The 21,982-nt window shown below is 73.9% G+C and carries 18 protein-coding genes; 4 read left to right on the top strand and 14 right to left on the bottom strand.

Annotated features, from left to right (window positions below):
* The first annotated feature begins 33 nt into the window (after positions 1 to 33).
* Positions 34 to 501 carry an RDD family protein gene (locus P3H78_RS00870; protein ID WP_276106753.1) on the top strand — a complete coding sequence of 156 codons (468 nt, stop codon included), beginning with the start codon at positions 34 to 36 and terminating at the stop codon, positions 499 to 501.
* Positions 502 to 801: 300 nt separating this feature from the next.
* Here P3H78_RS00870 and P3H78_RS00865 read toward each other — a convergent pair whose 3' ends face one another.
* The 4 genes from P3H78_RS00865 to lipB form a co-directional block, all read right to left on the bottom strand.
* Complete coding sequence (locus P3H78_RS00865; protein ID WP_276106752.1) at positions 802 to 1,503, bottom strand: DUF4191 domain-containing protein; 702 nt, start codon at positions 1,501 to 1,503, stop codon at positions 802 to 804.
* A gap of 82 nt (positions 1,504 to 1,585) precedes the next feature.
* Complete coding sequence (locus P3H78_RS00860; protein WP_276106750.1) at positions 1,586 to 1,786, bottom strand: SCO2195 family GlnR-regulated protein; 201 nt, start codon at positions 1,784 to 1,786, stop codon at positions 1,586 to 1,588.
* Positions 1,787 to 2,051: 265 nt separating this feature from the next.
* Positions 2,052 to 3,017 (bottom strand): lipoyl synthase, encoded by a 966-nt coding sequence (gene lipA, locus P3H78_RS00855; protein WP_276106749.1) that lies wholly within the window; start codon positions 3,015 to 3,017, stop codon positions 2,052 to 2,054.
* A 119-nt stretch (positions 3,018 to 3,136) separates the two neighbouring features.
* On the bottom strand, positions 3,137 to 3,934 hold the full coding sequence (gene lipB, locus P3H78_RS00850; protein ID WP_276106748.1) for a lipoyl(octanoyl) transferase LipB: 798 nt from the start codon (positions 3,932 to 3,934) through the stop codon (positions 3,137 to 3,139).
* Between the two features lie 263 nt (positions 3,935 to 4,197).
* On the opposite strand from lipB, the gene P3H78_RS00845 reads away from it, so the two are divergent.
* Positions 4,198 to 5,682 (top strand): NsdA family TPR-like regulatory protein, encoded by a 1,485-nt coding sequence (locus P3H78_RS00845; RefSeq protein ID WP_276106747.1) that lies wholly within the window; start codon positions 4,198 to 4,200, stop codon positions 5,680 to 5,682.
* A 68-nt stretch (positions 5,683 to 5,750) separates the two neighbouring features.
* Here P3H78_RS00845 and P3H78_RS00840 read toward each other — a convergent pair whose 3' ends face one another.
* Both P3H78_RS00840 and P3H78_RS00835 read right to left on the bottom strand, forming a co-directional pair.
* On the bottom strand, positions 5,751 to 7,142 hold the full coding sequence (locus tag P3H78_RS00840) for an NAD(P)/FAD-dependent oxidoreductase (RefSeq protein ID WP_276106746.1): 1,392 nt from the start codon (positions 7,140 to 7,142) through the stop codon (positions 5,751 to 5,753).
* Positions 7,143 to 7,346: 204 nt separating this feature from the next.
* Positions 7,347 to 8,243 (bottom strand): TIGR01777 family oxidoreductase, encoded by an 897-nt coding sequence (locus P3H78_RS00835; protein WP_276106745.1) that lies wholly within the window; start codon positions 8,241 to 8,243, stop codon positions 7,347 to 7,349.
* Between the two features lie 71 nt (positions 8,244 to 8,314).
* Between P3H78_RS00835 and P3H78_RS00830 the strand changes: the two genes are divergently transcribed.
* A complete protein-coding gene (locus tag P3H78_RS00830; RefSeq protein ID WP_276106744.1) occupies positions 8,315 to 8,809 on the top strand; it encodes a GNAT family N-acetyltransferase in 495 nt (164 codons plus the stop codon).
* Positions 8,810 to 8,834: 25 nt separating this feature from the next.
* Here the strand turns inward: P3H78_RS00830 and P3H78_RS00825 are convergent, their stop codons facing one another.
* Complete coding sequence (locus P3H78_RS00825) at positions 8,835 to 10,028, bottom strand: MarP family serine protease (protein ID WP_276106743.1); 1,194 nt, start codon at positions 10,026 to 10,028, stop codon at positions 8,835 to 8,837.
* Positions 10,029 to 10,212: 184 nt separating this feature from the next.
* Between P3H78_RS00825 and P3H78_RS00820 the strand changes: the two genes are divergently transcribed.
* Complete coding sequence (locus P3H78_RS00820; protein ID WP_276106741.1) at positions 10,213 to 11,028, top strand: peptidoglycan recognition protein family protein; 816 nt, start codon at positions 10,213 to 10,215, stop codon at positions 11,026 to 11,028.
* A gap of 70 nt (positions 11,029 to 11,098) precedes the next feature.
* Here P3H78_RS00820 and P3H78_RS00815 read toward each other — a convergent pair whose 3' ends face one another.
* The 7 genes from P3H78_RS00815 to P3H78_RS00785 form a co-directional block, all read right to left on the bottom strand.
* Positions 11,099 to 11,617 (bottom strand): DUF4240 domain-containing protein, encoded by a 519-nt coding sequence (locus P3H78_RS00815; protein WP_276107310.1) that lies wholly within the window; start codon positions 11,615 to 11,617, stop codon positions 11,099 to 11,101.
* A gap of 56 nt (positions 11,618 to 11,673) precedes the next feature.
* Positions 11,674 to 12,648, bottom strand: coding sequence for a helix-turn-helix transcriptional regulator (locus P3H78_RS00810; protein WP_276106740.1), 975 nt, complete (start codon positions 12,646 to 12,648; stop codon positions 11,674 to 11,676).
* Positions 12,649 to 12,729: 81 nt separating this feature from the next.
* Entirely contained in the window at positions 12,730 to 15,432 is a 2,703-nt protein-coding gene (gene aceE, locus P3H78_RS00805; RefSeq protein ID WP_276106739.1) for a pyruvate dehydrogenase (acetyl-transferring), homodimeric type, read from the bottom strand.
* A 257-nt stretch (positions 15,433 to 15,689) separates the two neighbouring features.
* Complete coding sequence (locus tag P3H78_RS00800; protein ID WP_276106738.1) at positions 15,690 to 16,313, bottom strand: GntR family transcriptional regulator; 624 nt, start codon at positions 16,311 to 16,313, stop codon at positions 15,690 to 15,692.
* Between the two features lie 258 nt (positions 16,314 to 16,571).
* Positions 16,572 to 18,395 carry a 2-oxoglutarate dehydrogenase, E2 component, dihydrolipoamide succinyltransferase gene (gene sucB, locus P3H78_RS00795; protein ID WP_276106737.1) on the bottom strand — a complete coding sequence of 608 codons (1,824 nt, stop codon included), beginning with the start codon at positions 18,393 to 18,395 and terminating at the stop codon, positions 16,572 to 16,574.
* Between the two features lie 103 nt (positions 18,396 to 18,498).
* Positions 18,499 to 19,887, bottom strand: a complete 1,389-nt coding sequence (gene lpdA / locus P3H78_RS00790; protein ID WP_276106736.1) for a dihydrolipoyl dehydrogenase — start codon at positions 19,885 to 19,887, stop codon at positions 18,499 to 18,501.
* A gap of 281 nt (positions 19,888 to 20,168) precedes the next feature.
* Positions 20,169 to 21,695 (bottom strand): leucyl aminopeptidase, encoded by a 1,527-nt coding sequence (locus tag P3H78_RS00785; protein WP_276106735.1) that lies wholly within the window; start codon positions 21,693 to 21,695, stop codon positions 20,169 to 20,171.
* Positions 21,696 to 21,982 lie beyond the last annotated feature (287 nt).

Here is a 21,982-nt window from a genome sequence, read left to right as displayed (position 1 = left end):
CCCGTCCCTCCAGGGTCGCAGTACCGTGGTCGGGTGGACAACAGGCAAGCAATCGGATCGTGGCTCTCCGGGCCGCGCGCGGCCGCCGAGGACGCCGGAGCCGACTTCGGGGCCCGGGGCGAACGGCTCGGGCTCCCGGAGGAGGGGCCGGGCTCCATCGCCCGTCCGGGCCGCCGGATCGCCGCCCTCGCGGTGGACTGGGCGCTGTGCCTGCTGATCGCATCCGGCCTGATCACGCACGGCTACGACCAGGCCACGGGCAACTGGGCGCTGCTGATCCTCTTCGTGCTCGGCGTCCTGACCGTCGGCACCGTCGGCTTCACCCCGGGCAAGCGTCTGCTGGGCCTGCGGGTCGTCGCCCTGGGCACGGGCCGGGTGAACCCGCTGCGGGCCGCGCTGCGCACCGCGCTGCTGTGCCTGGCGGTCCCGGCGCTGATCTGGGACCGCGACGGCCGCGGCCTGCACGACCGCCTGGCCGGCACGGTCGAAGTCCGCCTCTGACGGCCCCCGGGACCGAGGCCCCTCCGGCGCCTCGTCCCGGCCTCGCGCCCGCATGCCGCGTACGGCCGGCCTCCGCCCGGCTCCTGGCCGGACCCGCGGGGCCGCGCCCTGCCCGCCCGCCCGCGGACGACCGGGCCCGTACCCCCGGCACGGCACCCCTGCTGCCCGGGCCCACGCCCGCCCTCCCGGGGCCGCGGATCCCGGTGGAAGCCGGTCCCGCACATGACGAGGGGCCGGTCCCGCACCCGTGAAGGGTGCGGGACCGGCCCGTTCGGCTCGGAGGTTAGGGGACCCGTCGTCCTAGCGGGTCCGGGGGCCGCCCCGCGGCATCCGCATGCCCTTGGGCATCGGACCCTTCGGCAGCGGCATGTTGCTCATCAGGTCGCCCATGGCGCGCAGCCGGTCGGTGGTCGCGGTGACCTGCGGGCCGGTGAGCACCCGCGGGTACTTCAGCAGGGTGGTGCGGAGCTTCTTCAGCTCGACCTGGCCCTCGCCCTCGCCGACGATCACGTCGTGCACCGGGACGTCCGCGACGATGCGGTTCATCTTCCTCTTCTCGGCGGCGAGGAGGGTCTTCACCCGGTTCGGGTTGCCCTCGGCGACCAGCACGATGCCGGCCTTGCCCACCGCGCGGTGCACCACGTCCTGGCTGCGGTTCATCGCGACCGCCGGGGTCGTCGACCAGCCGCGGCCGATGTTCTCCAGCACCGCCGCGGCCGCGCCCGGCTGGCCCTCCATCTGACCGAAGGCGGCCCGCTCGGCCCGGCGGCCGAAGACGATCGCCATCGCGAGGAAGGCGAGCAGTACCCCGAGGATGCCGAGGTAGACGGGGTGGCCGATCAGGAAGCCGATCGCGAGGAGGACACCGAAGGTGATGATGCCGACAGCCGCGAGTACAAGACCGATCTTCTTGTCGGCCTTGCGGGTCATCTTGTACGTCAGAGCGATCTGCTTCAGTCGCCCGGGGGTGGCAGCCTCGGCTGCGTTGTCCTTCCTCGCCATGCGGCAAAGTCTACGTGGCCCGGGGGCGGGCCAGCGACGGCAGTGCCCCCGGCGCCCGGGGGACGGCCGGGAAGGGGCGCGCTCAGGGGCGGCCGGTGAAGGTCCGGTCGAGGACGCGCTGGGCCTCCACCCGGTCCTTGGCCCGGCGGCGGTCCTCCAGGACGGACGTCCAGGCGTTGCGGCGGGCGGTGCGCTGTCCGCTGCTCATGAGCAGGGACTCGACCGCACGCAGTGCGTCGGTGAAGGACGGGATCGCGGTGGCGCGAACGGGCGCGGCCTGCATGGTGGAGGTCCCCCTCGTCAGGGCTCGTGGTGTACGGGGCGTGAGTCCAGCGTCACTGATTGGTGTTACCAGGACGTGACCGGGGGGTCAAACACCAATGAAGCCTTGACGGAGGAGGCCGAAAGACTGACGCGGCCCTGACGGGCGCCCTCATCTGCGGCGACCGCCGGACCGCGCCGTATCGGCCAGTACCGAGCAGTAATGTCTTGTGCGCGAATTCACACGTGCACGGGCCCCCTTGCGGGGGAAGGGCGCTGACGGTACGTCAGACGGCCTGGGAGGCGACGTAGGAGCCGCGCTTCTCGATCGCCATCCGGTACAGGCGCCCGGCACGATACGACGAACGCACCAGCGGGCCCGACATCACACCGGAGAAACCGATCTGCTCGGCCTCCTCCTTCAGCTCCACGAACTCGTCCGGCTTGACCCACCGCTCCACCGGGTGGTGCCGGACGCTCGGCCGCAGGTACTGCGTGATCGTGATGAGCTCGCAGCCCGCCTCGTGCAGCTGCCGGAGCGCCTCGCCGACCTCCTCGCGGGTCTCGCCCATGCCGAGGATCAGGTTGGACTTGGTGACCAGGCCGACGTCGCGGGCCTCGGTGATGACCTTCAGCGAGCGCTCGTAGCGGAAGCCCGGGCGGATCCGCTTGAAGATCCGGGGCACGGTCTCGACGTTGTGCGCGAAGACCTCGGGCCGGGACGAGAAGACCTCGGCGAGCTGCTCCGGGACCGCGTTGAAGTCCGGGGCGAGCAGCTCCACCTTCGTGCGGCCGCCCTCGCGCTCCGCCGTCTGCCGGTGGATCTGGCGCACCGTCTCGGCGTACAGCCAGGCGCCGCCGTCCTCCAGGTCGTCGCGGGCGACGCCGGTGATGGTGGCGTAGTTCAGGTCCATGGTGACCACGGACTCGCCGACGCGGCGGGGCTCGTCGCGGTCGAGCGCCTCGGGCCTGCCGGTGTCGATCTGGCAGAAGTCGCACCGCCGGGTGCACTGGTCGCCGCCGATGAGGAAGGTCGCCTCGCGGTCCTCCCAGCACTCGTAGATGTTGGGGCAGCCGGCCTCCTGGCACACCGTGTGCAGCCCCTCGCTCTTCACGAGGCTCTGCATCTTGGTGTACTCGGGACCCATTTTCGCCCGGGTCTTGATCCACTCGGGCTTGCGCTCGATGGGGGTCTGGCTGTTGCGGACCTCCAGGCGCAGCATCTTGCGTCCGTCGGGTGCGACTGCGGACACGACCGGCTCCCTGTAGCTTCGATTCTTCGGCGTACACCAGGGTACGCCCGTGTTTACTGAGCCCTACCGGTGAGGCCGACCCTGCGGCCGCAGGGCGCATTCCCCGGGGGCGGTGCCGGTCAGGCGCTCGCCCGCTCGACCTCGCGCGGCCGGGGGTCGGCGTGCTCCAGCACGTCCCGCAGGTGGCGCTCGACCACCGGCAGGACCTCGGCGATCGTCACGTCCCGGCCCAGCTCGCCGGCCAGCGACGCGACCCCCGCGTCCCGGATCCCGCAGGGGATGATCCGGTCGAACCAGGTGTTGTCCGGGTTCACGTTCAGTGCGAAGCCGTGCATCGTGACGCCCTTGGCCACCCGGATGCCGATGGCGGCGATCTTGCGGTCCTCGCGCCGCTGGCCGGCGTTGGAGGGGGCGTAGTCCGGGCCGTTCAGCCGCGGGTCGAACTCCTCGTCGGCGAGCCGCGGGTCGAAGTCCAGCGACAGGCCGCCCGGGGTGGTCCGCCGCTCGACCGGGTCGCCGAGCACCCACACCCCGCTGCGGCCCTCGACCCGGGTGGTCTCCAGGCCGAACTCCGCACAGGCGCGGATCAGCGCGTCCTCCAGGCGCCGCACGTGGGCGACCACGTCCACCGGGCGCGGCAGCTTCTGGATCGGGTAGCCGACGAGCTGCCCGGGACCGTGCCAGGTGATCTTGCCGCCGCGGTCGACGTCGACGACGGGGGTCCCGTCGAGCGGGCGCTCGCTGTCCTGGGTGCGCCGGCCCGCGGTGTAGACCGGGGGGTGCTCCACCAGGAGCACGGTGTCGGGCACCTCGTCCGCGAACCGGGCGGCGTGCACCCGGCGCTGCTCGTCCCAGGCCTCCCGGTACTCCACGGCCTCGGCACCGAATCCCATGCGGACGAACCGCAGCTCACTCACGGCTAGCGCCTCCCTGGCAGGTCGTAAGGCACGAAACGTGCCCACGCCACTGTACGTCCGGCCGTCGCGGATCGGTCCGGCCGTCCCGCGTCAGCCGTACGGGCAATCCTCACACGATCGGATGAATGACCCCCGAAGCCTGCGACGGGCCGCTTACGCTCCGCTACATTCGCGCCGTTCACGAGGCCATAAGGGCTGCTCACAGGCAATCCGGGCACCACGCGGCCCCGCGGGTGCCCGAAAGGCAGGAGACCGCACCGCAGATGACGGAACGACCCGCGCAGCGCACGCCCAACCGACAGCTCGCCGCGCTCATCGCAGAAGCGGGGTTCTCCAACGCAGGTCTGGCCCGTCGCGTCGACCAGCTCGGCCTCGAACACGGACTGGACCTGAGATACGACAAGACGTCGGTCACCCGCTGGCTGCGCGGCCAGCAGCCCCGGGGGACCACGCCCGCCCTCATCGCCGAGGTCTTCACCCGGCGTCTCGGCCGCCGCCTGTCCGCGCAGGACCTCGGCCTGGACGCCTGCGCCCCGGTCTACGCGGGCCTGGAGTTCGCCGCAACCCCCGAGGAGGCCGTCGACATCGTCAGCGGGCTGTGGCGCAAGGACTCCGGCAGCCACGCCGAGCTGCGCAAGATCGCCTTCACGCCGGCCGGCCTGGTCGTCCCCAGCCGGGACTGGCTGATCGGGCGGGCCGACGAGCGGGTCGTGCGCGCCGAGGCCCACCCCGCCCGGGTCCCGGCCCAGGTCCGGGCCGCGCCCCGGCCGACGGCGGCCGCGGACCGCCCGGGGCCCCTGGTCCCGCTGCCCCGCCAGCGCGGGCAGGCCGAACGCGGCCCCGGCCAGCGCGTCACCGCCGGGGACATCGCCGCGCTGCGCTCGGTCGGCGAGCTGTTCCGCAGCCTGGACGACATGTACGGCGGCGGCCACGCCCGCCAGGCCCTGGTGCGCTACCTGGAGCACGAGTGCGAGCCGATGCTGCGCGGCACCTACGGCGAGCAGACCGGGCGCCGGCTGTTCGCCGCGGCCGCCGACCTCACCCGGCTCGCCGGCTGGACCTCGTACGACATCGCCGCGCACGGGCTAGCCCAGCGCTACTTCGTGCAGGCGCTGCGGCTGGCACAGGCCGCCGGGGACCGGTCCTACGGCGCCTACGTGCTGATCACCATGAGCCGCCAGGCCGTCTACCTCGGGCACGGGCGGGAGGCCGTTCAGCTCGCCCGCGTCGCCCAGCAGGGCCTGGGCGGGTCGGCCGCCCCGGTCGTGCAGGCGCTGCTGCACGCCGCCGAGGCCCGCGGGCACGCGGTCCTCGGCGAGGTGCGCGCCTGCACCGCCTCGCTGGCGCGGGCCGAGCGGTCCCTGGAGGCCGCCCGCCCCGGCGACGAGGTGCCTCCGTGGGCCCGCTGCTTCGACGAGGCCCAGCTCGCCGACGAGCTCGGGCACTGCCACCGCGACCTCCAGCAGTACCGCGCCGCGGCCCAGCACGCCGAGCGCTCCCTCCAGTTGCGCGCACCGGCGTACGCCCGCAGCCGGCTGTTCTCCCGGGTCGTCCTCGCCACCGCGCGCCTGGGCCTCGGCGACCTCGACCAGGCCTGCCGGCTGGGGGCCGAGGCGGCGGGGCAGGCGGCCGACATGCGCTCCGTCCGGGCCAACGAGTACGTCCGGGACTTCGAGCGCCGTCTGGAGCCGTACCGGGACGCCGCGCCGGTCCGGACCTACCGCGACAAGGTGGCGGCCCTCGGCTGACCCGCCGTGCCCCCCGCCGCGGCGGCCTCCGGGTCCGGCCGCCGCCGGGAGCGCCGCCGCCGGGCGTGTCAGGCCGCCTCGGCCTCCGGGTCCGGGGCCGTCCGGGGCGCCGGCCGGGTGGCGCCCAGGTCGGTCAGGACGGCCGAGGCGGCCCGGTGCGCGGAGTGCAGGGCGCCCTGGACCGTGCTGGTGTCGCGGTGGTCGCCGCACACGTACAGGCCCGCCAGCAGGCGCACCGTGCGCCGCAGGTCGTGCGGCGGACGCATCGCGGGCACGGCCTCGGCGGTGTGGTGCACGGCGAGGGTCTCCCAGCGGGACGTCGAGGTGCCGTAGAGGCGGGACAGGTGGATGCGGACCGCCGTGTCCACCTCGGCCGGGGGAGTGCCGAGGACCGTGGAGGACACCAGGGTCCGGCCCGCCGGCGCCCGCGAGGGGTCGACCCGGCTGATCACCGAGGTGTGGGCGACCGGCCCTCCCCGGTCGGCGTCCAGCAGCAGGTGGCCGCCCGTGGAGGGGGCCTCGTCCATGGTGTGGTGCACCACCGTCACCGGGTGGAAGTCCGGCACCCGCAGCCCCGGCAGCAGCGCGGCGGCCGCCCGGGCGTCGGTGGCGAGCAGGACGGCCCGGCAGCGGATCCTGCCGTGCTCGGCCGTGGTCACCGCGCTGGTGGACACCGAGGTGACCCGCACTCCGGTGTGCAGGGTCCCGGGCGGCAGCGTCCGGGCGAGCAGCTCCGGCAGGGCCTCCGCGCCGCCCTCGGGGAGGCACAGCCGGCCGGCGGCGAACGCGCGCAGCGCGAGGTCGGCGCACCGGCTGGACGTGGTGAGGTCCGGGTCGCACAGCAGCGCCGCCAGCAGCGGCCGCAGGAAGCCGTCGACCGTGCGGGCGGGCAGCCCGCGGGCCGCCAGCGCCTGGGCGGCCGGCTGCTCGGGCCGGGCCAGCAGCCGCTGGACCGGCATGCCCGCGATCCGGGCGAGCGCCGGTCCGAGCCGGGCCTGGTCGACCGCGGTGCCCAGCGGGGCGCCCGAGCGGGGCCGCACCACGGCCGGCCGCAGGGTGCCGGAGGCCCGCAGCCGGGGCGCCGTCGGCGGCCGGGGGGCGCTCGCGAGGGCGCGCACCGCATGGAGTGCGCCCCTTGCGCTCCTCCCGCCCGCCGGAGTGCCCGCCCGGTGGTGCCGTCCGTCGCTGTGCAGCAGCACCCCGGGCGCGAAGGAACGCAGGACGAGCGCGTCGAGCCCTGGAGTCAGCTCCAGTTCGGGATACGCCGTGGACAGCAGCTGTCCTATCCGGTCGAGCCGGAAACCGTCGACCTTCTCCGTCGACATGCGGCCGCCCGCGTAAGGGGCGGCCTCCAGGACGGCGGTCGTTACTCCTGCGCTGATCAGCCGATGCGCCGCCGAGAGCCCGGCAACCCCGGCTCCCACGACGACGACATCCGCCTGGTACGCGGGCTCAAGCACGTGCCCCTCCTCGAGGTTGCGCGACCGGTGGAGCTGTGATGCCCTCAACCGGCGTGAGGAATACCCGAGTTCGCGTCGAGGTTAGGGCGACGACCGGTCATGTGCAGTCGCGCAGAGGCAGGGCACGGTCGCACGACGGTCGCATACGATCGACAGGGGTCGTGAGCCGGAACACAGGCGGAAGTCCGCCCTCCGGCCCACCCGTCACAGGGCGGCCCGGATCGCTCCCTCCACATCCGGGAACGCAAAGGTGAACCCGGACTCCAGCAGCCGCCGGGGCACCACCCGTTGACTGCTCAGCACGTCCCCGGCCATCTCGCCGAGGGCCGCCCGCAGCACCGGTGCGGGGACGGACAGCACGGTCGGCCGGTGCAGCACCCGCCCCATCGCCTCCGTCACCTCACGGTTCGTCAGCGGCTCGGGGGCGGTGAGGTTGACCGGCCCGGACAGGTCCTCCGTGTCGATGAGGTGCCGCAGCGCCGCCACCTCGTCGTGCAGCGCGATGAACGACCAGTACTGCCGCCCGTCGCCGATCCGGCCGCCGAGCCCCGCCTTGAACAGAGGGAACAGCCGCCCCCACGCCCCTCCCTCGCCGGACACGACGAGTCCGGTGCGCGCGAACACCGTCCGCACGCCGGCCTCCTGCGCCGGAGCCGCGGCCTCCTCCCACTCCACGCACAGCGACGCCAGGAAGCCGTCGCCGGGCGGTGCGTCCTCGTCGACCTTCCGGTCGCCGGTGTCGCCGTAGAAGCCGATCGCGCTGCCGCCGACGAACACCCGGGGCGGCTCGTCCATGGACGCGACCGCCTCGGCCAGCGCGGCCGTGCCGAGGACCCGGCTGTCGCGGATCGTCTTCTTGTAGGCGTCCGTCCAGCGGTGGTCGCCGATGCCGGCGCCCGCCAGATCGACCACGGCCGTGCACCCGGCCAGCCCCGCCGTGTCCACGTACTGGCCCTCCGGGTCCCAGCGCACCTCGTCCGTTCCCCGGGTCTCCCGGCGCACCAGGCGCACCACCTCGTGCCCGTCCGAGGCCAGGGACCGGGCCAGGGCACCGCCGATGAGGCCGGACGCCCCGGCCACCGCAATTCGCGTACGTTCCATGGCCACATGGTGCCCCGCAGGCCGGAAAAATCCCCGGGAGGCCGTCCGGCGTCTGCCGTACAGTGACCCGCATGCCGGTTCCGTACCCCTCCATACGCCCCGCCCGGCCCGGCGACGAGGAGAGTCTCGGCCGGCTCGACCGCGCCACCTGGTCGCCGCTGCACTCCGTCCAGCCGCGACCGCAGGAGCCGCACCCGCCCTTCTTCGGCGAGCGCTCCGGCCCGCGCGACCACCTCGTCGCCGAACTCGACGGCACGGTCGTCGGTTACATCCGGCTGGCGCTGCCGACCCCGCTCGCGTGCAACACCCACGTCCGCCAGATCCAGGGGCTCGCCGTCGCCGACGAGGCGCGCGGGACCGGCGTCGGGCGCGCCCTGCTGCGGGCCTGCCTCGACGAGGCCCGGCGGCGCGGCGCCCGCCGGATCACCCTGCGGGTCCTCGGGCCCAACGCCCCGGCCCGCAGGCTCTACGAGTCCGAGGGCTTCGCGGTCGAGGGCGTGCTTCCCGGGGAGTTCCTCATCGACGGCGCCTACGTGGACGACGTCCTCATGGGCCGCCCGCTCTGACGGCCCCGCCCCGGGCCGCCGGGCCTCACGACGAGACCAGCCGCCCGGTGTCCACCGGGGTCGTGGCCGCCGCCGCGCGCTGCGCGTCCGGCCGGATCTCCGCCGCCGTCAGCGCGTACCCCGTCTCGTCGTCGGAGGTCGAGCGGGCGAACACCATGCCGTAGACCCGCCCGTCGGTGGTCAGCAGCGGCCCGCCGGAGTTGCCCGGGCGGACCGTGGAGCGGACCGAGTACACCTCACGGGTGACCGTGCCGGTGCTGTAGATGTTCTGCCCGGTCGCGCGGATCCGGTTCGCGACCGTCGCCGCCTGGAGGTTCAGGTCGCCGGCCTGCGGATAGCCGGCGACCACGGCCGAGTCGCCGTGCGCCGCGGTCCCGTCGAAGTGCAGGACGGGAGCCTGCAGCCGGGGGACGTACAGCACCGCCACGTCCCGGTCCGGGTCGAACAGCACCACGCGCGCCTCGAACGACCGCCCGACGCCGCCGATCCGCACGGCCGGGTCGTCGATGCCCGCCACCACGTGCGCGTTGGTCATCACGTGCCGGGGGGCGAAGACGAAACCACTGCCCTCACGCCCCTGGTTCCCCGAGGTGCCCTCGATCTTGACCGTGCTCAGCTGGGCGGCGTTGGTGCTGCTCCGCGTCACGCTGTCGCCGGAGGGCTCGGCCACGCCCGCCGCCGGCTCGTTCTCGAAGGGGTTGAAGACCTGCGGGAAGCCCGCCTCCGTCAGCGCCGAGGTGGCCCGCGAGAACCACGCCGGCGTGGTGTCCGGCATCGTGTCCTGCACCGCGCCCAGCACCCTGGAGTCGCGGATCGCCGAGGTGACCACGGGGGACGAGGAGGCGCCGAGGACGCTCGCAGCCACCCAGGCCACGATCAGCACCGCCACCGCGTTGGCCGCGGCCCCGCCGACCCCGTCGACCAGCCGCAGCGGACCCCGGCCCGCGCGGTCGAGCTCGCGCCGCAGCCGCAGCCCCAGCCGCCCCGCCAGTTCGTGCCCCAGCACCGCCGGCACCAGCACGGTGAGCACGGCGGTCACCGTCGCGGCCGAGGTGCCGCGGGTGACCAGGCCCATCGCCCAGGGCAGGATCCACACACCCACGACCGCGCCGCCCACGAACCCGGCCAGCGAGAGGCATCCGGCCACGAGTCCGCGCCGGTAGCCGGAGGCCGCGTACAGGACGATCACCAGCAACAGCAGGAGGTCGAGCAGATCCACTCACGCCGCCTTTCTCACGGATCCCCGGGGTGCGTGCGGCCGGAGCCGGTGCCCCGCCGCACGCGGGAACGGGCACCGGCCATGTGTACGTGTACCCCCAGAAACGTCCTGGAGCAGGACGATGGTTCCACCAGGTGGCAGAACACACATCGCGGACGAACCCGTTCGCGCCGACAGTGGGACCATGCGTGTCCTGGGAGGAGCCCGGCGGGCCCCGTGGAGTCCCGGCCGGCTGCGCCGCGCCGCCGTCGTCCTGCTGTGCTGCCTGGCGGGCTCCGCCGCGGTCGCGGCGCTGGTGCTGTGCACCCGGGACATCGACCGCGGGGCGGCCGCCTCCGCCCGCACCGCCCTGGTCCGCTCGGCCGGGCCCGCGCACCCCGCGCACCACGCGCCCCGGCCCCGCATCGTGCCGCGTTCGGCCTGGATGGACGCCACCGTCCGGCGCACGCAGCCCCCGCCCCACTACGACGACCGGGTCGTCGCCGTCTTCGTGCACCACACCGACTCGCCCAACGCGTACGACTGCGCCGACGCCCCGCGCATCATCCGCCACCTCTACGCGGGCCAGACCGGCATCCGCAGCTGGGACGACCTCGGCTACAACTTCGTCGTCGACCGCTGCGGCACCATCTACGAGGGCCGTGCGGGCGGCGTGGACCGTGCCGTCACCGGCGCCCACACGCTGGGCCTCAACCACCGCACGGCCGGTATCGCGGCGCTCGGCACCTTCACCTCCGGGGCCGAGGTGCCGCGGGCCATGACCGACGCGATCGCCGCGCTGGCCGCCTGGAAGCTGGGCCTCGCCGACGTCGACCCGCGCGCCCGGGCCCACCTGGTCTCCAGCAACGGCCAGAGCCGCTTCCAGGCGGGCACCGCCGCCGACCTCCCCGCCCTCGCCGGGCACCGGGACGGATACATGACCAGCTGCCCGGGAGCCGCCCTCACCGCCCTGCTCCCCGACATCCGGCAGGCCGCGGCCCGCCTCCAGGGCAGGGTGTGAACGGACGCCCCGAACGGTCCCGTGCGGGAGGGGGCCGGGTGGGGCGGGCCCGGCGGGACCTCGCGGAGGGCTACTCGCGGAAGCGGTCCCACAGCTTCGGGTACCGCTCCGCGAGCACCCGGTCGTTCTCGAAGTCGACCGGCGTCCCCTCCGGCTCGGCCGGCGCGGGCGCGATCCCGAGATCCGGGGCGACGATGCCGGTGAGCTGCTCGTACGCCTCGTCCGCCGCGTAGCCGAGCTCCTCGCCGTCGCCGTCGATCTCCTCGTCGAAGTCGGGGAGCAGTTCGGCCAGCACGTCCGGATCGTGCAGGGCGCCCTCGAAGACCTCCCGGCCCTGGCCGATCAGCCAGCACCGGAAGAAGTCGAACGCGTCGTCGCTGGCCCCGTCCAGCAGCACCCAGGCGGCGCCCCACAGGTCCCAGTGGTAGGCACGGTTGTAGCGGGCCTCGAAGTGACGGGCGAAGTCCAGCACCTGCTCGGGATCCTTCCCGAGCAGCCGCTCGAGGAGCAGGTCCGCCTGCTCCTCGGCATCGCCGCCGGCGGCCTCGCGGGTGGCGTCGATCAGCTCCCAGAACTCCGTCTCGTCCATCACGGGTCAAGCATCGGGCCTCGGGGCAGGGGGCGCACGCGGAGTGCGGCGGATTGTTATGGGCGGTACCGGGCCGCCAGCCGCAGCGCGTCCCGCGCGAACCGCTCCCGCAGCGCCGGGGGCGCCAGCACCTCGGCCTCCGGCCCGAGCGCCGTGAGCTGGGCGTGGGCGACCTCCTCGGACTCCACCGCCAGGGTCGCCGTCACCCAGCCCTCCGCGTCGGAGGCGCCCGCCCGCTCCAGCGCCTCCCCGGCCGCCCGCGCGTCCACCGCGTGCCGCAGCCGCCGCGCGCCGTCCGGAGAGAGCCGCACCACGACCTCGGCGCGCAGGAGCGACCGGGCGAACTGCTCCGCCCGCTCCTCCCAGAAGGCGGGCAGGTCGAAGTCCGCGTCCCGGGCGAACCGCTCCCCGCCGGTGGCCACGCCGGTGAACCGGTCGACCCGGTACGCCCGGAAGGAGCCGTGCCCGGTGACCCGCGCGCACAGGTACCACTCGCCCGCCTTGAGGACCAGCCCGTACGGCTCCAGCTCCCGCTCGGCCTCGCGCGACCCGCGCCGATAGCGGGCCCGGATCCGCCGGTCGTCCCACACCGCGTCCGCCACCGCGGGCAGCAGCGCCGGCGTCCCCGGCTCCCGGAACCAGCTCGGCGCGTCCAGGTGGAAGCGCTGCGCCGCGGTGCGCGAGGCGTCCCGCAGGGAGGGCAGCAGCGCGGCGGACACCTTCAGCCGGGCCGCGGAGGCCGCGTCGTCCAGCCCCATCTCCCGCAGCGCCCCCGGCACCCCGCTCAGGAAGAGCGCCTCGGCCTCACCGCGGGCCAGCCCGGTCAGCCTCGTGCGGTAGCCGCCGACCAGGCGGTACCCGCCGGCCCGCCCCCGGTCGGCGTACACCGGCACCCCCGCCTCCGACAGGGCCTGCGCGTCCCGCGTCACGGTCCGCTCCGACACCTCCAGCTCACGGGCGAGTTCGGCGGCGGTCATCGAGGGCCGCGACTGGAGCAGCAGCACCATGCGGATCAGACGGGCGGCACGCATGCCCTCATGATGCCGGGACCCACCGACACCACAGGGGCACGGCGATCGCCGTGCCCCTGTGCCGTCGATGTCCCGCGGCCGCTACAGGCCGTACTGCTCCCGGGCCTCCTTGACCGAGGACGCCTTCACCTCGCCGCGGCGGGCGAGCTGCGCGAGCGCCGCGACCACGATCGACGGTGCGTCCACGCCGAAGTGGCGGCGGGCCGCCTCACGGGTGTCCGACAGGCCGAAGCCGTCGGCGCCCAGCGAGGACCAGTCCTGCTCGACCCACTGCGCGATCTGGTCCGGGACCTGGCGCATGTAGTCGGACACCGCGAGGACCGGGCCCTCGGCGGCCTGCAGCGCCTGGCGGACGTACGGCACCCGCTCCTCGCCCCGCAGCAGCGCCGCGTCCGCGTCCATGGCGTCCCGGCGCAGCTCGGTCCACGAGGTCGCGGACCACACGTCGGCGGCCACGCCCCACTCCTCGGCGAGCATCCGCTGCGCCTGGAGCGCCCAGTGGATCGCCGTGCCGGAGCCCAGCAGCTGGATCCGCGGCGCGTTCGCCGGGGCGGTCAGGCCCGCGGACTCCGCCGTGTTGAACCGGTACAGGCCCTTGACGATGCCCTCGTCGATGCCGAGCCCCGACGGCTTCGCCGGCTGCGGCAGCGGCTCGTTGTAGACGGTCAGGTAGTAGAAGACGTTCGGGTCCTCGCCCGGCACCGGCTCGCCGTACATGCGGCGCAGGCCGTCCTTGACGATCACCGCGATCTCGTAGGCGAAGGCCGGGTCGTAGGACAGCGCCGCCGGGTTGGTCGCCGCGATCACCGGGGAGTGGCCGTCGGCGTGCTGCAGGCCCTCGCCGGTGAGCGTCGTGCGGCCCGCCGTGGCGCCGACCAGGAAGCCGCGGCCGAGCTGGTCGCCGAGCTGCCACATCTGGTCGGCGGTGCGCTGCCAGCCGAACATCGAGTAGAAGATGTAGAACGGGATCATCGCCTCGCCGTGCGTCGCGTACGCGGTGGACGCGGCGATGAAGTCGGCCATCGAACCGGCCTCGGTGATCCCCTCGTTGAGGATCTGGCCGTTCTTGGCCTCCTTGTAGTACATCAGCTGGTCGCGGTCGACCGGCTCGTACGTCTGGCCCTTGGGCGAGTAGATGCCGAGGGACGGGAAGAGGCTCTCCATGCCGAAGGTGCGCGCCTCGTCGGGGACGATCGGCACCCAGCGGCGGCCGGTCTCCTTGTCCCGGACCAGGTCCTTGACCAGGCGCACGAAAGCCATCGTGGTGGCCACGTTCTGCGAGCCGGAGCCCTTGTCGAAGGAGGCGAACGCCTTCTCGGCGGGCGCGGGCAGCGGCGCCACCGGGTGCGTGCGGCGGGCCGGGGCCGGGCCGCCGAGGGCCGCGCGGCGCTCCTGGAGGTAGCGGACCTCGGGGGCGTCCGCGCCGGGGTGGCCGTAGGGGACCTGGCCGTCGGCGAAGGCGCTGTCGGCGATCGGCAGCTCCAGCAGGTCGCGCATCGCCTTGAACTCGTCCACCGTCAGCTTCTTCATCTGGTGGTTGGCGTTCTTCGACGCGAAGCCCTCGCCGAGGGTGTGGCCCTTGACCGTCTGGGCCAGGATCACCGTCGGAGCGCCCTTGTGCTCCACGGCGGCCTTGTAGGCGGCGTACACCTTGCGGGGCTCGTGGCCGCCGCGGGAGAAGTGGAAGCAGTCGAGGATCTTGTCGTCGCTCAGCAGCTTCGCCATCTCGGCGAGCGCCGGGTCCGTGCCGAAGAAGTCCTCGCGGATGTAGGCCGCACCGCGGGTCTGGTACGTCTGCACCTGCGCGTCCGGCACCTGGCGCAGGCGGCGGACCAGCGCGCCCGTGGTGTCGAGGGCGAACAGCTCGTCCCAGGCCGAGCCCCAGAGCGTCTTGACGACGTTCCAGCCGGCGCCGCGGAACTGCGCCTCCAGCTCCTGCACGATCTTGAAGTTGGCGCGGACCGGGCCGTCGAGGCGCTGCAGGTTGCAGTTGATGACGAAGGTGAGGTTGTCCAGCTCCTCACGGGCGGCGAGTGCGAGGGCCGCCGTCGACTCCGGCTCGTCCATCTCGCCGTCGCCGAGGAACGCCCACACGTGCGACGCGGAGACGTCCTTGATGCCGCGGCTGGTGAGGTAGCGGTTGAAGCGCGCCTGGTAGATCGCGGACAGCGGGCCCAGACCCATGGAGACGGTCGGGAACTCCCACAGCCAGGGCAGCCGGCGCGGGTGCGGGTACGAGGGCAGGCCGTCGCCGCCGGCCTCCTGGCGGAAGTTGTCCAGGTGGGCCTCGTCCAGCCGGCCGTCGAGGAAGGCGCGGGCGTAGATGCCGGGGGAGGCGTGGCCCTGGATGTAGAGCTGGTCGCCGGACCCGTCCGCCTCCTTGCCCCGGAAGAAGTGGTTGAAGCCGGTCTCGTACAGCCAGGCGGCGGAGGCGAAGGTGGCGATGTGGCCGCCGACGCCGTGCTTGCTGCCGCGGGTCACCATGGCGGCCGCGTTCCAGCGGTTCCACGCGGTGATCCGGCGCTCCATCTCCGGGTCGCCGGGCGCCGCGGGCTCGGCGGCGGTCGGGATGGAGTTGACGTAGTCGGTCTCCAGGAGCTTCGGCAGCGCGATGCCGGCGCCCTCGGCGCGCTCCAGCGTGCGGCGCATCAGGTATGCGGCACGGTGCGGCCCGGCCGCCTCGGTGACGGCGTCCAGGGACGCCCGCCATTCGGCGGTCTCCTCCGGGTCGCGGTCCGGGAGCTGGTCGAGCTCGCTCGGCTGGATGGCCTTGGGGTCGGTCATGTCGCCGCCTTCCTCAGTCGAAGGGGGTTCCCTCATCGGTAAGGGTTCGGGGGTGCCCTTGGTCTTTGGCAGGACAGGGCGTGGGCTCGGGTCGGAGCCCGTCGGCGACTCTAGCTCCCTGATCGATGATCGATCAAAGATTTCGGGGCCAAAATCTCTTGATCACGAGAAAGTCGGCACGCGGTGCCCTTCGAACAGGCACGCGGTGCCGCGTTCGTGCCTGGCTTTCGCAGGTGAGCGGGGGGGGCTCGGGTGCGTCACGCCCGCGGAGCGCAGCCGAGGACGTGCGCCTTCACCAGCTCGGGGATCCGCGGGTCCCGGCGCTTGAAGGCCTCCACCAGCTCCTGGTGCTCCTCGGCGTAGGACTGCTGGACGGTCCCCAGCCAGCGGATGGACAGGGCGGTGAACACCTCGATGCCCAGCCCCTCCCAGGTGTGCAGCAGCACCGAGTTGCCGGCCGCGCGGACCAGTTCCCGGTGGAAGCCCACCGTGTGGCGTACCTGGGCGGTGCCGTCGGCGGCGCGGTCGGCCTCGTAGAGGGCGGTGACGTGAGGCTCCAGCGCCGAGCAGTCCTGCGCCAGCCGCTCCGCCGCCAGCTCCGCGGCGATGGCCTCCAGGCCCGCCCGGACCGGGTAGCTCTCCTCCAGGTCGGCCGCCGTCAGGTTCCGCACCCGCACGCCCTTGTTGGGCGCGGACTCGATCAGCCGCAGCGACTCCAGCTCGCGCAGCGCCTCCCGCACCGGGGTCTGGCTGACCTCCAGCTCGGTGGCGATCCGCCGCTCGACGATCCGCTCGCCCGGCTTCCAGCGCCCGCTGACGATCCCCTCCACGATGTGCTCGCGGATCTGCTCGCGCAGCGAGTGGACGACGGGCGCGGTCATGAGGGCTCCTTCTCGGGGGGCGATCCGATGCGGCGGGGCACGAGGGCCTCGGTGCGGGCGGTGGTCGGACGGCGGGCGGGGACCCTGGGGCGAGTGACGCTTAGACAATACGGCGGCGGCCGTCGCGGGGAAGGGCGCATACGGGCGCTTCTTCGCAGGTGAGACGAGGCTTACACGCAGGTCGCGCCGGACAGCACGGGGCCCCCGCCCGGAATGCTCCGGACGGGGGCGCCGTGGGGACCTGCGAAGGCGGTCGGACTACAGGCCGAGCTCGACCTCGAACTCGCCCGCCTCCAGGATCGCCTTGACCGCCGTCAGGTAGCGGGCGGCGTCGGCGCCGTCCACCAGGCGGTGGTCGTAGGAGAGGGTCAGGTAGGTCATGTCGCGGACGCCGATGACCGTGCCCTCCTCCGTCTCGATGACGGCCGGGCGCTTGACCGTGGCGCCGATGCCGAGGATCGCGACCTGGCCCGGGGGCACGATGATCGTGTCGAACAGCGCGCCGCGCGAACCGGTGTTGCTGATGGTGAAGGTCGCGCCGGACAGCTCGTCCGGGGTGATCTTGTTGGCCCGGACCTTGCCCGCCAGGTCGGCGGTGGCCTTGGCGATGCCGGCGAGGTTCAGGTCACCGGCGTTCTTGATGACCGGGGTCATCAGGCCCTTCTCGGAGTCCACCGCGATACCGACGTTCTCGGTGTCGAAGTAGGTGATGGTCCCCTCGGCGTCGTTGATCCGGGCGTTGACGGCCGGGTGGGCCTTCAGCGCCTGGGCGGCGGCCTTCACGAAGAACGGCATCGGGGAGAGCTTGACGCCCTCACGGGCCGCGAAGCCGTCCTTGGCCTGGGCGCGCAGGCGCATCAGGCGGGTCACGTCGACCTCGACGACCGAGGACAGCTGGGCCTGCTCGTGCAGGGCCTTGACCATGTTGTCGCCGATGACCTTGCGGATCCGCGGCATCTTCACGGTCTGCCCGCGCAGCGGCGAGGCCTCCAGGACCGGCGCCTTCCTGCCGGCGGCCGGAGCGGCCGCGGCGGGGGCCGGAGCGGCCGCCGCCTTCGCGGCCTCTGCGGCGGCGAGGACGTCCTGCTTGCGGATGCGGCCACCGACGCCGGTGCCCTTGACGGCGGACAGGTCGACGCCGTTCTCGGCGGCGAGCTTGCGCACCAGCGGGGTCACGTAGGCGCCCTCGTCGGACGCGGCGGCGGCCGGGGCCGGTGCCTGCGCGGCCGGGGCGGGCGCGGGGGCGGCCGGCGCCGGCGCGGGGGCCGGCGCTGCCTGCTGCGGGGCCGGGGCCGGGGCGGCCTGCGGGGCCGGGGCGGCCGGCGCGGGCGCCGGAGCCGGGGCGGGGGCGGGGGCGGGGGCCGGAGCCGGGGCGGGCGCCGGAGCCGGAGCGGCCGGGGCCTCGGCGGCGGGGGCCGGAGCCGGGGCGGCCGGAGCGGCGGCCGGGGCGGCACCGGCGGCACCGATGACGGCGAGCTTGGCGCCGACCTCGGCGGTCTCGTCCTCGCCCACCACGATCTCCAGCAGGGTGCCGGAGGCGGGGGCCGGGATCTCGGTGTCGACCTTGTCGGTGGAGACCTCGAGCAGCGGCTCGTCGGCCTCGACGCTGTCGCCGACCGACTTCAGCCAGCGGGTGACGGTGCCCTCGGTGACGGACTCGCCGAGCGCGGGCAGGACCACGTCCGTGCCCTCGGCGGAGCCGGCGGGGGCGGCCTCGGCGGCGGGCGCCGGGGCGGGGGCGGCCTGCTCGGCGGCCGGGGCGGCGGGCGCCGGGGCGGGCTGCTCGGCGGCCGGGGCCGGAGCGGCCTCGGCGGCGGGGGCCGGGGCGGCCGCGGGGGCGCCGGAGCCGTCGTCGATCAGGGCCAGCTCGGCACCGACCTCGACGGTCTCGTCCTCGGCGACCTTGATGGAGGCCAGCACGCCGGAGGCGGGGGCCGGGATCTCGGTGTCGACCTTGTCGGTGGAGACCTCGAGCAGCGGCTCGTCGGCCTCGACGCGCTCGCCCTCGGCCTTCAGCCAGCGGGTGACAGTGCCCTCGGTGACGCTCTCGCCGAGCGCCGGAAGGGTTACGGAAACCGCCATGGTTTCGGTTGCTCCTTACGGATGGGTTCCCCCCGGGTCCGGGCGAAGCCGGGGGCCCGGGGGAAGCGGAAGTCTGTGTCGTCGCGTCCGGTGACTGAGGGCGTCAGTCGTGGGAGTGCAGCGGCTTGCCGGCCAGGGCCAGGTGGGCCTCGCCGAGCGCCTCGTTCTGCGTCGGGTGGGCGTGGACGAGCTGGGCGACCTCGGCCGGCAGCGCCTCCCAGTTGTAGATCAGCTGGGCCTCGCCGACCTGCTCGCCCATGCGGTCGCCGACCATGTGGACGCCGACCACGGCACCGTCCTTGACCTGGACGAGCTTGATCTCGCCCGCGGTCTTCAGGATCTTGCTCTTGCCGTTGCCCGCCAGGTTGTACTTCAGAGCGACGACCTTGTCCGCGCCGTAGATCTCCTTGGCCTTGGCCTCGGTGATGCCGACGGAGGCGACCTCCGGGTGGCAGTACGTCACCCGCGGGACACCGTCGTAGTCGATCGGGACGGTCTTCAGACCGGCCAGACGCTCCGCCACCAGGATGCCCTCGGCGAAGCCGACGTGCGCGAGCTGGAGGGTCGGGACCAGGTCACCGACGGCGGAGATCGTCGGGACGTTGGTCCGCATGTACTCGTCGGCGAGGACGTAGCCGCGGTCCATGGCGACCCCGGCCTCCTCGTAGCCCAGGCCCTGGGAGACCGGGCCGCGGCCGACGGCGACGAGGAGGACCTCGGCCTCGAACTCCTTGCCGTCGGCGAGGGTGACCTTGACCCCGTCCTGGGTGTACTCGGCCTTCTGGAAGAAGGTGCCGAGGTTGAACTTGATGCCGCGCTTGCGGAACGCGCGCTCCAGCAGCTTGGAGGAGTTCTCGTCCTCGACCGGGACGAGGTGCTTCAGGCCCTCGATGACCGTGACGTCCGCGCCGAAGGACTTCCACGCCGAGGCGAACTCGACACCGATGACACCGCCGCCCAGGATGATCGCGGACTTCGGCACGCGGTCCAGGACGAGGGCGTGGTCGGAGGAGATGATCCGGTCGCCGTCGATCTCCAGGCCCGGCAGCGACTTCGGCACGGAGCCGGTCGCGAGCAGGATGTGACGGCCCTGCACACGCTGGCCGTTGACGTCCACGGAGGTCGGGGAGGACAGGCGGCCCTCGCCCTCGATGTAGGTCACCTTGCGGGAGGCGACCAGACCCTGCAGACCCTTGTACAGGCCGGCGACGACGTCGTCCTTGTACTTGTGGACGCCCGCGATGTCGATGCCCTCGAAGGAGGTCTTGACACCGAACTGCTCGGCCTCGCGCGCCTGGTCGGCGATCTCGCCGGCGTGCAGCAGGGCCTTGGTCGGAATGCAGCCGTTGTGCAGGCAGGTGCCGCCGAGCTTGTTCTTCTCGATCAGGGCGACGTCCAGGCCCAGCTGCGCCCCGCGCAGGGCCGCGGCGTAACCACCGCTGCCACCGCCGAGGATCACTAGGTCGAAAACGGTGCTGGCGTCGTTCGCCACGTCACGTCCTCCATGCATGTGCGCCGTGCGCCGGTCGTCGGTGACCGACAGGCGGCTGGTGTCCGGCCGCTTGGGATTCGGCCCTTCGGTGGGGGCCCTGTCCTGCCGTGCCCCATCTTCGCACTTGTCGGGAGTGAACGAGACGCCGGGCCGGAGTGTGATGCGTCCCACGCCCGGCGGCCCGGTCCCGCCCCGGGACACGGCCGCGCGCCCGGCCGCGCCCGGCCCCGCACCCGCCGTACGACGGGGTGGGACCGGGCCGCCGGGCGCGCGGCGGGGCGTCAGCCCAGGTCGCCCGCGGCGGTCAGCTCCGCGAGGCGCACCAGCGTGCGCACCGCGCTGCCGGTGCCGCCCTTGGGGGTGTAGCCGAAGGGGCCCTGCTCGTTGAAGGCGGGGCCGGCGATGTCGAGGTGCGCCCACGTGATGCCCTCGCCGACGAACTCGCGCAGGAAGAGGCCGGCGACCAGGCCGCCGCCCATGCGCTCGCCCATGTTGGCGATGTCGGCGGTGGGGGAGTCCATGCCCTTGCGCAGGTGCTCGGGCAGCGGCATCGGCCAGGCGTCCTCGCCGACCTCCTCGGCCGCCTCGTGGATCGCGCCGCGGAACGCCTCGTCGTTCGCCATGATCCCGAACGTGCGGCTGCCGAGCGCCAGCATCATCGCGCCGGTCAGCGTGGCGACGTCCACGATCGCGTCCGGCTTCTCCAGCGAGGCGGCCCACAGCGCGTCCGCCATCACCAGCCGGCCCTCGGCGTCGGTGTTGAGCACCTCCACCGTCTTGCCGCTGTACATGCGCAGCACGTCACCGGGGCGGGTGGCGGAGCCGGAGGGCATGTTCTCGGCCAGCGCCAGCCAGCCGGTGACGTTGACCTCCAGGCCGAGGCGGGCGGCCGCCACGACGGCGGCGAACACCGCGGCCGCGCCGCTCATGTCGCACTTCATCGTCTCGTTGTGGCCGGCCGGCTTCAGCGAGATGCCGCCCGAGTCGTAGGTGATGCCCTTGCCGACGAGCGCGAGGTGCTTCTTCGCCTTGGAGTGCGTGTAGGAGAGCTTGACCAGCCGCGGCGCCGCCGCCGCGCCCGCGCCGACGCCGAGGATGCCGCCGTAGCCGCCCTTGGTCAGCGCCTTCTCGTCGAGCACCTGCACCTTCAGGCCGTGCTCCTTGGCGGCGCCCTGGGCGATCGCCGCGAACGAGGCCGGGTAGAGGTCGTTGGGCGGCATGTTGATCAGGTCGCGGGCCCGGTTCAGCTCCTCGCAGACGGCGGCGGCGCGCTCCACGGCGGCCTTGTACGCCTTGTCCCGGGGCTTGCCGCCGAGCAGGGCGACCTCGGCGAGCGGCGCCCGGCCGTTCTTCGCCCGGCTGTCCTTGCCGTTCTCCTTGTACGTGTCGAACGCGTAGGCGCCGAGCAGCGCACCCTCGGCGAGCGCCCCGGCGTCGGCGGCGTCCGCGAGCGGCAGCGCGAAGCCGGCCTTCTTGACCCCGGCCAGGGCGCGCGCGGCCGCACCGGCGGCGCGGCGCAGCGTCTCGGCGCCGTACTCGGCGTCCTTCTCCGGCTGCGCACCGAGGCCCACCGCCAGCACGAGCGGGGACTTGAAGCCGGACGGTGCGGGCAGCTTCGTCACCTCGCCCTCGGCGCCGGAGGCACCGAGGGTCTCCAGGACGTCGGCGAGCCGGCCGTCGTACGCCGTGTCGACGGCCTCCGCGCCCGGTGCGACGACCGGGCCCTTGGTGCCCTTGGCGACACCGATCACGATCGCGTCGGCCCGCAGGCCAGGCGCCGCAGCGGTGCTGAGAGTGAGAGCAGTCACGGTGGTGAAATCTCGCTTCCCTGTGAAAGGTGGTGTGGCCGAATGCGGGTGGGTCGACCGGGCCCGACATCCGACCCTGGGTCCCTCCTGCGGTGCGGTCCTTACCTGATCGGGTAAACAACCAGCACGAGCCTACGCGCGCCACCGCGTCGCGCGTCCCCGCGGGTGTTCACCTGACCGTGGGGTCGCGGACACGTCCCGGCCCGCTCACCGGCCCCGCCGCGGTTCCGGAGGACACCCGTCCGGGGCGTGGTGCCGTCAACTGCGCACGACGGAGGCCGAGTCGG

This window comes from Streptomyces tropicalis, from assembly GCF_029269835.1.
Lineage (GTDB): Bacteria > Actinomycetota > Actinomycetes > Streptomycetales > Streptomycetaceae > Streptomyces > Streptomyces tropicalis.
This window is presented reverse-complemented; position numbering and strand designations above follow the sequence as displayed.

Coding starts and splice junctions, on each gene's coding strand:
- P3H78_RS00865 (WP_276106752.1), bottom strand. CDS start 1,503: ATGGCGAGGAAGGACAACGCAGCCGAGGCTGCCACCCCCGGGCGACTG.
- P3H78_RS00820 (WP_276106741.1), top strand. CDS start 10,213: ATGCGTGTCCTGGGAGGAGCCCGGCGGGCCCCGTGGAGTCCCGGCCGG.
- P3H78_RS00800 (WP_276106738.1), bottom strand. CDS start 16,313: ATGACCGCGCCCGTCGTCCACTCGCTGCGCGAGCAGATCCGCGAGCAC.
- P3H78_RS00845 (WP_276106747.1), top strand. CDS start 4,198: ATGACGGAACGACCCGCGCAGCGCACGCCCAACCGACAGCTCGCCGCG.
- P3H78_RS00835 (WP_276106745.1), bottom strand. CDS start 8,243: ATGGAACGTACGCGAATTGCGGTGGCCGGGGCGTCCGGCCTCATCGGC.
- P3H78_RS00830 (WP_276106744.1), top strand. CDS start 8,315: ATGCCGGTTCCGTACCCCTCCATACGCCCCGCCCGGCCCGGCGACGAG.
- P3H78_RS00815 (WP_276107310.1), bottom strand. CDS start 11,617: ATGGACGAGACGGAGTTCTGGGAGCTGATCGACGCCACCCGCGAGGCC.
- aceE (WP_276106739.1), bottom strand. CDS start 15,432: ATGACCGACCCCAAGGCCATCCAGCCGAGCGAGCTCGACCAGCTCCCG.
- P3H78_RS00860 (WP_276106750.1), bottom strand. CDS start 1,786: ATGCAGGCCGCGCCCGTTCGCGCCACCGCGATCCCGTCCTTCACCGAC.
- P3H78_RS00810 (WP_276106740.1), bottom strand. CDS start 12,648: ATGCGTGCCGCCCGTCTGATCCGCATGGTGCTGCTGCTCCAGTCGCGG.
- sucB (WP_276106737.1), bottom strand. CDS start 18,395: ATGGCGGTTTCCGTAACCCTTCCGGCGCTCGGCGAGAGCGTCACCGAG.